Origin of the sequence: Nonomuraea sp. NPDC049637 (genome assembly GCF_040675235.1) — a bacterium.
GTDB lineage: Bacteria > Actinomycetota > Actinomycetes > Streptosporangiales > Streptosporangiaceae > Nonomuraea.
Map to the genome: position 1 here is coordinate 1 of NZ_JBFAOM010000020.1, position 11,624 is coordinate 11,624.

Genomic DNA, 11,624 nt, shown 5'->3' on the forward strand with positions numbered 1-11,624 from the left:
GCGAGCGATCGTTCCAAAAGAGAGCACTGCAACGGACGGCAGGATGGGACGAACATTGGTCGAGAGGGCCGAAGAAACTCCCCGAGTGTCACGCCCGGGCGCCATGACACCGGACCTCACCATCGGCGTGGTCGGACCCCACGACCTGGTCGAGCGAGTCATGCTGATGGGTCACGCCGCGGCACCGCTGCCGTGTCGCCTGGTCGCGGCCGCGTACCGCGATGAGCAGGAGGCGCCCGACAAGGTGACGCGGCTCGGTCCCGGTGTCGACGCGTGCCTGTTCGCCAGCCCGGTCCCCTATGACCTGGCCAGGCGATCAGGCGTGCTGACGATGCCCGCGACCTACGTGCAACTCGGCGGAGCGGCATTGGTGGCGGCGCTGGCGAAGGCCGCACTTGACACTCGGATGGACCCGCAACGGGTCAGCGTGGACGTGGTCAGCAGGGCGGATGTCGAGGAGGCGTACACCGACCTCGGCATACCGGCCACGGACGTGCACAGCCGCGACGAGCCCGGAGCCACGGGCACGATCGCGGCCTACCACGAACGGCTGGCCCGCCAGGGCGCCACCTCGGGGGCACTGACGTGCCTGCCCGCGGTGGCCGAACGCCTGCACGCCGCCGGCGTGCCGGTCATCAGGATCAGGCCGACCTCGGCCGCGGTCCGGACGGCGCTGCACACCGCGGCGCTGCTCGGGGCGCATCACCGGCTGGAGGAGTCGCAGCTCACCGTGGTGCTGGTGGAGGTGCCGACGCTGCGCGAGCCCGTGCGGCGCGCGGCGCCGCGCTACTGGCGCGACGAGCTGCGGCTGTCGCTGCACCGGTTGCTGGTCCAGGAGGCGAACCGGATCAACGCGACCGTCTGGCCGATCGACGATCACAGTTACCTGGTCACCGCGACCAGGGGCTCGATCGCCGCGGCCACCGACGGGTTCCGGGTGCTGCCCTTCGCGGCCAGGATCCGGGACGAGCTGGGGCTGGCGGTCGAGGTGGGCGTCGGCATGGGGCGGACGACCCACGACGCGGAGTCGCACGCGCGGGCCGCGCTGGCCCGTACCCAGGCGGGCAAGCAGGCGCAGGGGTTCGCGGTGGACCGCGAGGGCCGGGCCCTCATCCCGGCCCCCCGGATGCCACCCACCGGGTCGACCGCGCTCAAGCCGAAGGGCGTGGAGGTGCTGGCCAGGCTGGCGGCCAAGCTCGAAGGCGGCGACACGGTGGTGGACGCCGAGGGCGCGGGCAAGATGCTCGGGGTGACGCCGCGCACGGCTCGGCGGTTGCTGCGCACGCTGGTTGACGAGGGACTCGCGTGGCCGCTTCCGCCGAACCGCACCCCGCAGCCGGGGCGTCCGCGCCAGCTCTACCGGCTCATCGTGGAGAAGCTCGGACCGCGGTGACCGTTCGGGGGCCCGTCGCCCCATTTCAGGGGCGACGGGTGCCCGGTTCTTGACCTGGGGAGTCAAAGGTACAGACAATCCGCTTGACTCTTGTGGTCTTATTGGTTGACCCGAGTAGATCCGGGTATGTTCTCCCACGCCCCCGATCGACGGGATTCGGACGGGGGCGCCAAACTTTCCCCGCACAGCCCCTTCGCCGCCGCCCTTTTTACGGAAGGCGTCCGGACGGGGCTGTGAGGCCGTTTGGCGGCACTGTCGGCCCACCGGGCATGTCCGGATATAGCCGGCCACACCAACCCGCCTGGGTCGCTTTCAGCAGGCGCACACCATCGCCCGTCCAGCAGACGCACGCCGTCGTCCGCGCCGGCTTCAGCAGGCGCACGCGATCCCCGACACCGGCGCCGTCAGGGCGTCGACCGGTCGCCGGCTCACGCCCGACGCGGTCTCGACCGGAAAGCCCTCCCTGGCCCAGTACTCGAAGCCGCCGAGCATCTCCTTGACCGCGTAGCCGAGCCTGGCGAACTCCAGCGCGGCCCGCGTGGCGCCGTTGCAGCCAGGGCCCCAGCAGTAGGTGACGACGGTGACGTCCCGGGGGATCAGCGCGGCGGCCCCGGCGGCGATCTCGGCCGTGGGCAGGTGCATCGCCCCCTGCACGTGCCCCTGGTCCCAGCTCTCCCGGCTGCGCGAGTCCACGACCACGACCCCCGGCACGCCGGCGGCCAGGTCGGCGGCCACGTCGGAGACGTCGGTCTCGAAGGCCAGGCGGGCGGCGAAGTGGGCGAGCGCGGCGGCGTTGGGGGCGGCGGGGGTGGAGGTGACGGCTGACATCTACGACATGTCCCTTCATTGCTGGTCAGTCGCGATCCTCCCAGCCGGCCCTCGCGCCCAACAGTGGCACGAAAGCCGCCTGTCGCCAATATCGCGCCAAATCCCGAAGTCCGATACCCGCAGGTGCTTTGTCGGAGTCGCCGGATAAAGTCATGACCCATGAGTGCGAACACCACTGACAGCCGGGCTCCCGTCCTCGTCTGGAGTGCCCTGGCGATCGTGTACGTGGTGTGGGGCTCGACCTACCTCGGCATCAGGATCGCCATCGAGACCATGCCGCCCATGCTGAGCGGCGCGCTGCGTTTCGTGACGGCCGCGCTGCTGCTCGGCGGCTTCCTGCTGATCAGGAAGGGCCTGGAGCCGTTCCGGGTGTCGTGGCGGCAGGTCTGCGGGGCCGGGCTGGTCGGCCTGCTCCTGCTGACCAGCGGCAACGGCATGGTGGCCGTGGCCGAGCAGCACATCTCCAGCGGCCTGGCCGCGCTGCTCGTGGCCTCGGTGCCGCTCTGGCTCGTCGTGTTCCGGATCCTGGTCAGGGACCGGCCGGCCGTGCTGACGCTGGCCGGCGTGCTCGTCGGGTTCGCCGGCGTCGCGGCGTTGTCGCTGACCGGCGGCCAGTCGGTGGACACCACCGGCATCGTGGTGATCCTGGTCGCCTCGTTCTCGTGGTCGGTCGGCTCGTTCCTGTCGGCGCGCATCCCCATGCCCGCCAACCCCTTCGCGGCCAGCTCGATCGAGATGCTGGTCGGCGGCGCCGGCCTGGCCGTGACCGGCACGGCGCTCGGCGAACGGCTCGACCTGGCGGCGATCTCCGGACGGTCCTGGGCGGCGCTGGCCTACCTGGTGCTGGTCGGCTCGCTGGTCGGCTTCACCGCCTACACCTGGCTGCTGGGGAACGCGCCGATCTCGCTGGTCTCCACGTACGCCTACGTCAACCCGGTCGTCGCCGTGATCCTCGGCGTGCTGGTCGTGAACGAGCATGTGACGCCGCAGATCATCGCCGGCGGGGCGGTGATCCTGGTGGGCGTCGCCCTGGTGGTCTCCACCGAACGACGCGCCAAGGCCAGGACCGCGCCCCTCGCCGAAGAGGTCAGCGCCTAACCGCGGAACGCCTTGGCCGCGGCGAGGAAGGCGTCGTTGGCCTCGGGGTCGCCGATGGAGACCCGGGCCCCCTCGCCCGCGAACGGCCGTACGGCCACGCCCTCCACCGCGCAGGCGGCGGCGAAGTCGAGGGTGCGCTCGCCGAGCCGCAGCCAGACGAAGTTCGCCTCGGTCGGCGGAACCGTCCAGCCCTGCTCGATCAGCGACTCGCGGACCCGGCTGCGCTCCTTGACCACCCGCTCGACCCGCTCCAGCAGCTCGTCCTCGGCCTTCAGCGAGGCGACGGCGGCGACCTGCGCGAGGTGGTTGACGGCGAACGGGATGATCGTCTTGCGGACGGCCGCCGCCACGGGCTCGTGCCCGATCAGGTAGCCGACCCGCAGGCCCGCCAGCCCGTACGCCTTGGAGAAGGTCCGCAGCACGCAGACGTTCGGCCGGTCGCGGTAGAGCGTCAGGCCGTCGGGGACGTCCTCGTCGCGGACGTACTCGCGGTAGGCCTCGTCCAGCACCACGAGCACGTTCTCCGGCACGCGGTCGAGGAAGGACACCAGGGCGTCGCGGCGGATCGCGGTGCCGGTGGGGTTGTTGGGGTTGCACACGAAGACCATGCGGGTGCGGTCGGTGATCGCCTCCGCCATGGCGTCCAGGTCGTGGTCCTCGCCCGCCAGCGGCACCTGGACGGACGTCACCCCCGCCAGGTCCGCCAGCAACGGGTACGCCTCGAACGACCGCCACGCGTAGACGACCTCGACGCCGGGCTCGCCGACCGTCTCGAACAGCTGCTGGGCCACCGTGACCGAGCCCGCGCCCAGCGCGATGTGCTCGAACGGCACGCCGTACCGCTCGGCGATGGCCTCGGTCAGCCCGACGGCGCCGGGGTCGGGATAGCGGTTGATCTGCCGGGCTCCCTCGGCGACGGCCTCGACCACGGAGGGCAGCGGGTCGTAGGGGGATTCGTTCGAGGAGAGCTTGTACGACCGGCCGTCGGCGGAGACCACGGCCTTGCCCGGCTTGTAGGGGGGCATGGTGTCCAGGATGTGGCGGAAACGAGGCATAGAACTACCTTAAAAGGCCACGCCCGATGAAGCATCCGCCAGCCCCCGCACGTCGGGAGGGCTCATGGCCGGGTGCGCTCCCAGCGGATCTCACCGTCGTGCACGAGGTCGGTGGGGTGCAGGCCGGCGTGCGCGGCGACCGCGGCGGAGGCCGCGTGGCCCGGGTGGATGTGGGCGACGACGGTGCCGAGGTCGTGGGCGTTGCACCAGGAGACCAGGGCGCGGGCGGCCTCGGCGGCCAGGCCGCGGCCCTGCCAGGGCACCCCGACCACCCAGGCGATCTCGGCCGTGCCCGCCTCGACGGTCGCCTGCACGTAACCGGCCAGCCGGCCGTCGGCGCGCAGGCGCAGCACCCAGTTGCGCCAGCCGGGCGGGCCCGCGACCAGGCGTTCGTAGCGGGCGCGCAGTTCCTGCTCGGTGGCGGGGGCGCCGCCGACGAACTCGTGCAGGCGCGGGTCGGCGAGCACGGCCGCCATCTCCGCGGCGTGCTCGACGCGCAGGGGCACGAGCGTCAGGCGAGGGGTCTCGATGACGTCGACGAGGTCGTTCGGGATGGTCACTCCTGAAGCATGGGCGGGTGGAGGAGCTCGGCGGGGCCGCGGCGGTAGAGCTTGGCGGGGCGGCCGCCGTCTCTGGTGGTGGTGGCGCCCGTCTCCACCAGGAAGCCCTCCGCCTTGGTGACCTTCCGGTGGAAGTTGCGGGGATCGAGGGCCCGCCCCCAGACGATCTCGTACACCCGCCGCAGGTCCGCGACGGTGAACTCCGGCGGGCAGAAGGCCGCCCCCAGGGACGTGTACTCCAGCTTGGCGCGGGCGCGGTCGACGCCGTCGAGCATGATGCGGCGGTGGTCGAAGGCCATGACGGAAAGCGCCTCGACCGGCTGCCAGCTCATGTGCGCCTGCTCCGAGGCCGGCAGGTCGGGGGCCAGGCCCAGGTAGGCGACGCTCAGCACGCGCTGACGCGGGTCGCGGTCGGGGTATCCGTACGTCTGGAGCTGCTCCAGGTGCACCGGGGCGCCCGGGAGCCCGGCCCGCTCGGCCAGCACGCGGTGGGCGGCGGCCGGCAGGTCCTCGTCGAGCTGGATGAACCCGCCCGGCAGCGACCAGCGGCGCAGGAACGGCGGGTTGTCGCGCCGCCACACCAGGGCGCTGAGCGCGTGGTTGCGCACGGTGAGCACGACCAGGTCGACGCTGACCGGGATGCTCGGGACCATGGACGGCACGTTACACGGAGTCCCGTCTGCCCTATGCGGATATGCGTACGTGGAGGGGCGTCGTGGCCTCCTTGCCGGACGCCCCCTTGATCCCTATCTTGACCCACTCCCCGGACGGCACCTGGGTCCAGTCGAACGGCACCCAGGCCGTCGCCATCCGGGCCGGGTGCTCGTCCAGCGGGTCCTTGTCCAGCCAGCCGACGGCCGCGACCACCAGTTCCTTGGTGCCGCCGGACCATTGGACGAGTACGGTGCTGCCGTCGAGGTTGTAGCCGCGCACCTCGACGCCGTCCTGCGGGTCGCGGGCCCGCCTGATGGCGTCCACGGCGATCGGGCGCTGCCAGTCGCGGGCGATCTCGTCCTGGAGCGAGGGGTCGCCGCAGGTCATGAAGTCGCTCCACATGTAGGAGACGATCTTCTGGACGTACCGGCCGGCCATCGTGACGGCCTGGTCCAGGCGCTTCTTGTCGGTCTGGCCGCGGGTGCCCTGCGGGGCGCACGGCTGCTTGCCGGACGGCTCGAACGCCTCCACGTTCGCCCACAGCTCCACCTCGTGACCGGCCTGGAGCATCTCGTCGCGGGCCTTGGCCATCTCCCGGTAGTAGTCGCGGGTCGAGCCGTGGTACGCGGTGCCGTACGTGGCCTCGCCCACCACCGGGCGCAGCCGGTCGTCCACCTCGGTGTCGCGCTCGTCCGGCCAGAACAGGCCGACCTTGCCGGTCCCCCGGCTGTCCTGCGGGGCGATGATGCCGACGCCGGTCCGGGCCAGCGCCTTGAACGCCTCGGCCACCTGCGCCGGCGTCTGGCCGAAGCCGACCCGCTTGCGCGCGTCCAGGTACGGGCTGATCAGGATCGGCTTGCCCAGCTCCTGCTCCACGATCCGGTGCTGGTCGGCGTACACCTCAAGGGTGGGGTTGGTGGCCAGCGTGGCCCCCATCTGGACTTCGAACGGCTGGTAGACGCCGCCCAGGGCCTGCCGGTCGGCGAAGCGCACGCCGTAGTCCTGCAGGATGCGCCGGGTCAGCGTGGTGAGGGTGCCGATGTGCCGCTTGTTCGCCCTGGTCGGCGTCTCGGAGTCGCGCGGGGCGAGCGGCAGCGCGGGGAAGACCCGCATGCTGAACTGGTCGGCCAGGTCGAGCAGCTCGTTCAGGCTGTCCTTGGCCGAGCCGGCCACCAGGATCAGGTCGTACGACGTGGCCTTCTTGGTGAAGTCGCAGGTGGCGTCGTCGGAGCCGTCCGGAGGGGCGACCATGCGGTAGTAGATGCGGTCGCCGGCCTTGACCGCGTGTTCCATCTTGGGGCAGCGGAACAGGCCGCCGCCGAACGCCTCGTCGGTGCGGTAGACGTACGTGCGCCCGATCCGGTTGCCGGGGTTGGCCTTGCGCAGGTCCCGTTCGGCGGCGTCGTGGCAGCTCAGGCCGTCCTCTTCGCACGCCTTGTACAGCGGGTCGAGCGTCCCGTCCTTCGCCAGCACCTCGCCGGTGTCGTCGGAGACGCTCCGGAACTGCAGGCCGTACCCGATCCTGATGATCGTGTCGCCGCCGGCGCGGTGGATCTCCTGGAGCTGGTGACGCCAGGTGCACGGGTTCGACTTCGGCGTGATCCAGTAGCCGGTGACGGCGTAGAAGTTCTTGGTCGTGGTGTCGAACGTGCCGCAGGGGTCGGTGAACTCCTTGACCTTCGGCGGCGGCGGTGTCGAGACCGTCCTGGACGGCTTCGGCGTGCTCGACGAGGACGCGACCGGCCGCTCGGACGACGACGGGAAGAGGATGATCACCACCGCGACCACGGCCAGGACGGCTGCGCCCACGAGCAGGAAGAGCCATCGCACGTTCAGGAACCTACCGCTCTCGTGATCTGCCGGAGATAAACCGCTATCGGGTGATCCCGGCCCATGCCTCAAGCTGGGTCACGAACCGCTTGGCCGAGTTCGGCCAGTGGTGGTTCGCGCGGGCCGCGGCGTACCCGCGAGCGCCCTGCGCCCGCCGCTCGCGCACGTCGTCGCGCAGCGTCAGCACCGCCTGCGCGACGGCCTTCGGGTCCTCCCAGGGCACGACGACGCCGCTGTCGTACCGCTCCACCAGCTCGACCGCGCGCGGCGACGGCGTCGTGATGACCGGGATGCCGTGCGCCATGTACTCCACGATCTTGGTCGGCATCGAGTGCCGGTAGTTGGGCTCGTCGTGCAGCAGCGACAGCCCGGCCAGCGCCCCGTCGAGCCGCTTGAGCGCCTCGTCGTTGGGCATGAAGTCACGCCACTCCAGCAGCCCGTCGGCGACGGCCTGGTTGAGCATGGGACGGCTCTGCGGATCGGCGTACCCGATCAGTTCGACCGTCACCCGGTACGGCTGCAGCAGCTTGGCCACCTCGACGGCCTCGAACACCCCGCGCGCCCGCGACAACCAGCCGAGGTAGACCACCCGGTCGTCGCCCGGAGGCGTCACCGAGTCCGGCACCCAGGTCTCGTTGGGCACGATCAGGTGGGCGTGCTTGAACCGGCCCGCGTAGGCGGTCTCGGCCAGCAGCAGGTGCATGTGCCGCTCGGCCGTGCCCTCCAGCATGCGGGCGAAGAAGCGCACCGGCGGGCGCAGGAACGAGGGCAGCCACGGCTTGAGCGACAGCGTCGCGGGGGTGTCCTCGTGCACGTCCCAGACCACCGGCGGCCGGTTGCGCACGCCCCAGACCGCGAACAGCAGCTCCGGGTCGTGGATCAGGACCAGGTCGACCTTGTTCCGCATGCGCTTGAACAGCCGCCGGGCGGCCCAGACGGCCGCCATGCGTTTGCGCTGGGCGGCCCTGGGCAGATCGACGCCGTTGACCCATGGACGCGGTACGACCCCGTGTGCCGAGAAGGAGGCGGCATACGTGACCTCATGACCGGCATCCACGAGGGCACGGATCTGCCGATGCAGAATTCTCGCGTCCTCGGGGTTATGCACCACCGTCATGACGAGCACGTGCACTGCGCGCAGCCCTCCGTCGCTACAGCCGCTCGACGCGTTCACCCTCGGTGAGCACACCGCGGGTGTCCAGCACGAGCTTGGCCTTCGCCTCGACCATGGCCAGATCGAACGCGGCGTGCTGCTGCAGCAGCAGCGTCACGTCGGCGTTGACCACGCCCTCGGTCAGATCCTCTTCCCGTGGCACCGGAGTGCCGTCGACCGACCACTCCTTGACGTACGGATCGGCGAACGAGAGGTCGGCCCCCAGTTCCAGCAGCGCACGCGCCACCGGCAGAGCCGGAGTTTCCCGTTCGTCGGCGATATCCGGTTTGTACGTGACGCCGAGCATAACCACTCGGGCGCCGTTCACGGGCTTCTTGTGTCTGTTCAACAGTCGCTGGACGCGCGCCACCACGTAGGACGGCATGCGCTCGTTGATCTCCTGGGCCAGCTCCACGAACCTGAACGGGTACCCGAGCTTGCGCACGGTGTAGGACAGGTACGAGGGGTCCACGGGGATGCAGTGACCGCCGACGCCCGGCCCCGGCAGGAACTTCTGGAAGCCGAACGGCTTGGTGGCCGCGGCCTCGATCGACTCCCACAGGTTGATGCCGAGCTCGTCGCAGAAGATCGCCATCTCGTTGACGAGGGCGATGTTGACATGCCGGTAGGTGTTCTCCAGCAGCTTGGCCATCTCGGCCTCGCGGGTGCCGCTGACCGGCACCACCTGCTCGATGAACTGCTTGTAGAACGCCGTCGCCCGGTCGCGGCAGACCGGCGTGTAGCCGCCCACGACCTTCGGGGTGTTCTTGAGCCCGAACTTCGGGTTGCCCGGGTCGATGCGCTCGGGCGAGAAGGCCAGGTGGAAGTCCACGCCGGCGGCCAGGCCCGACTGCTCCAGCAGCGGGCGGGCCACCTCGTCGGTGGTGCCGGGCCAGGTGGTGGATTCGAGCACGACGAGCGTGCCCTTGCTGAGGTTGCGGGCGACGGCCTTGGTCGCGCCCTCGACCGCGGACAGATCGGGACGGTGGTCCTCGTCCAGCGGGGTGGGTACGCAGATGACGATCGTGTTGCTTCTGGCCAGCACGGACTCGTCCAGCGTCGCGCTGAATCCGTTCGCCAGCATGTGATCGAGGTCAGCGTCGGTCAGGTCATCGATGTAGGACTGCCCGGCGTTGAGCGCGTCGACCTTCCGGGGGTCGACGTCCACGCCGACGACCCGCAGCCCGGCGGCAACCGCTTCCTTCGCAAGCGGCATACCGACGTAGCCCAGGCCGATGACAGCCAAGTCGATTTCTGTCACAGCAGTGCCTTCGAGAGCCGGAAACAACACTTCATGGTCGCAAAGGTTATCTCAAGTCCACCTAGCTCACGCCTAATGCGACCGAACCCGTCACAACGTACAGGCAACGTGGAGGTCATCTTTCGGCAAGCGATCGGTATAGGGCTTGATAAGTCTCGGCAACGCGGCTCCAGGTCCGCTTCGCGGCGACCTCGGCGCGTCCGGCCTCGCCCATCTCCGCCCGCCTGGCCGGGTCCTCACGCAGGCCGGCGATGGCCTTGGCCAGCTCGGCCGGGTCGCCGGGAGGCACCAGCAGGCCGGCACCGTCGGAGCCGACGAGCTCGGACAACGCGGGCAGATCGCTGAGCACCACCGGCTTGCCGAGCGCCATCGCCTCGACCGGCTTCAGGGGCGTGACGAGCCGACAGACCCGCAGGTCCTCACGCGGGCAGGCGAAGATGTCGATGGCGTCCTGGGCCTGCAGCGCCTCGTCGGGACCCACCCGGCCGGGCAGGACGGCGTCGCGCAGCCCCAGCTCCTCGACCAGGGCGAGCAGGTTCTCCCGCTCGGCGCCGTCGCCCACGATGAGCACCCGCACCGGCGTGCGGTCGTCGCGCAGCAGCGCGGCGGCGCGCAGCAGGGTCGCGAAGCCCTCGTAGGCCACGATGCTGGACACCGAGCCGACCACGATCTCGCCGGGGGCGATGCCGTACGCCTCGCGGAAGGAGGCGCCGTCGTAGTGGGCCGACAGCAGGGTGTCGTCGACGGCGTTGGGGGCCAGGTGGATGCGTTCCCTGGGCACGCCGCGCTCGACGATCTCGGTGGCCATCGTCTCGGCCAGCGTGACGACCGCGTCGGCCTCGCGCATGAGGAACGCCTCGCGCTCGCGCTGGAGCACGTGCCGCTGGCTGCCGACCCGGATCGGGTCGCGGGAGGCCCACGTCTCCTCCAGGAAGCCGCGCACCTCGTAGACGAACGGGGTGCCCGTCCGGTCGCGGACGGCGTGGGCGACCGAGCCGTTGCGGTGGTCGGTGGCGGCGTGCAGGACCTGCGGGCGCAGCTGCTCGACCAGGCGGGTGACGCCCTCGGCGCCCTTGACCATGCGGCCGCGCATCTCGAACGGCACCTCGCCGTGCCCGTCGGGCAGCAGGCGGTAGTACGGGATGCCGTCGATCTCCTCCTGCGCGGGCGCGTCGGCGTGCCCCTGGAGCATGGGCCAGCCCCAGCTCGTCACGACGTGCGGGTCGAGCCCGGCCGCCTTCTGGGAGGTGACGATCCGGTGGGTGCGCACGGTGTAACCGGCCTGCGTGTACGGCAGCGCGTTGGTGACCAGGTGCAGCACGCGGCCCTCGACGCGCCCGGCGATGGCGACCTTCGGCCCCGGCGGGATCGGGTCGGGGCTGATGGCGGCCAGCTCACCGCGGTAGTAGGCGGCCCTGCGCTTGACGAAGGGGTATTTGGTGTGCGCGTCGAGCACTTCGGCGGCCTGCGAGACCCGCCCGGCGTCCCAGTGGGCCTTCGCCTCGTTCCACGGCGCCTTGATCACGCGCATGCCGATCTTGCGCACCATGCGGCGGGCGCGGCGGGCGGCGGGCCATGCCACGCTGCCGACGAACGGGCGCAGCTTGGGCGGGAGCGCGTCGGCGGCGGCCTGCGCCACGCGGACGGGGTCGGACTTGACCTTGGTCACGACGACGCGGGAAACGATGACGGGGTGCTGGACGAAGCCTTTGAGAAGTCCCCCGACGCCGGCCCGGGCGGACTTCGCGGAAACCTTGGAGGAGTCTTGACGACTGGCGTCGGATGCCACGCT

Annotated in this window: 10 protein-coding genes; 2 read left to right on the forward strand and 8 right to left on the reverse strand. The window is 70.9% G+C overall.

Annotation, left to right across the window (positions count from 1 at the left end; translation table 11 throughout):
* Positions 1-103 precede the first annotated feature (103 nt).
* Positions 104-1,393 (forward strand): GTP cyclohydrolase IIa, encoded by a 1,290-nt coding sequence (locus AB0J71_RS26080; RefSeq protein WP_125644142.1) that lies wholly within the window; start codon positions 104-106, stop codon positions 1,391-1,393.
* A gap of 369 nt (positions 1,394-1,762) precedes the next feature.
* On the opposite strand, the gene AB0J71_RS26085 is transcribed toward AB0J71_RS26080, so the two are convergent.
* Entirely contained in the window at positions 1,763-2,221 is a 459-nt protein-coding gene (locus tag AB0J71_RS26085) for a rhodanese-like domain-containing protein (RefSeq protein ID WP_364416448.1), read from the reverse strand.
* 159 nt (positions 2,222-2,380) lie between these two features.
* Here AB0J71_RS26085 and AB0J71_RS26090 point away from each other — a divergent pair, with 159 nt between their 5' ends.
* A complete protein-coding gene (locus AB0J71_RS26090) occupies positions 2,381-3,319 on the forward strand; it encodes an EamA family transporter (RefSeq protein ID WP_364416450.1) in 939 nt (312 codons plus the stop codon).
* Here the strand turns inward: AB0J71_RS26090 and hisC are convergent.
* From hisC to AB0J71_RS26125, 7 genes are all read right to left on the reverse strand, one after another.
* Positions 3,316-4,374, reverse strand: a complete 1,059-nt coding sequence (gene hisC, locus AB0J71_RS26095; protein ID WP_352318031.1) for a histidinol-phosphate transaminase — start codon at positions 4,372-4,374, stop codon at positions 3,316-3,318. The genes AB0J71_RS26090 and hisC overlap by 4 nt on opposite strands.
* A gap of 62 nt (positions 4,375-4,436) precedes the next feature.
* Positions 4,437-4,934 carry a GNAT family N-acetyltransferase gene (locus AB0J71_RS26100; RefSeq protein ID WP_352318033.1) on the reverse strand — a complete coding sequence of 166 codons (498 nt, stop codon included), beginning with the start codon at positions 4,932-4,934 and terminating at the stop codon, positions 4,437-4,439.
* Entirely contained in the window at positions 4,931-5,587 is a 657-nt protein-coding gene (locus AB0J71_RS26105; protein WP_352318034.1) for an NUDIX domain-containing protein, read from the reverse strand. Before AB0J71_RS26105 ends, AB0J71_RS26100 begins: the two co-directional genes overlap by 4 nt.
* Positions 5,588-5,618: 31 nt before the next feature.
* Positions 5,619-7,418, reverse strand: coding sequence for a DUF4434 domain-containing protein (locus tag AB0J71_RS26110; protein ID WP_352318036.1), 1,800 nt, complete (start codon positions 7,416-7,418; stop codon positions 5,619-5,621).
* Positions 7,419-7,461: 43 nt separating this feature from the next.
* Positions 7,462-8,550 (reverse strand): glycosyltransferase, encoded by a 1,089-nt coding sequence (locus AB0J71_RS26115; protein WP_352318038.1) that lies wholly within the window; start codon positions 8,548-8,550, stop codon positions 7,462-7,464.
* Between the two features lie 19 nt (positions 8,551-8,569).
* Positions 8,570-9,832, reverse strand: coding sequence for a nucleotide sugar dehydrogenase (locus tag AB0J71_RS26120; protein WP_352318040.1), 1,263 nt, complete (start codon positions 9,830-9,832; stop codon positions 8,570-8,572).
* A gap of 115 nt (positions 9,833-9,947) precedes the next feature.
* Positions 9,948-11,621 carry a glycosyltransferase family 4 protein gene (locus AB0J71_RS26125; RefSeq protein ID WP_352318042.1) on the reverse strand — a complete coding sequence of 558 codons (1,674 nt, stop codon included), beginning with the start codon at positions 11,619-11,621 and terminating at the stop codon, positions 9,948-9,950.
* Between the last annotated feature and the right edge of the window lie 3 nt (positions 11,622-11,624).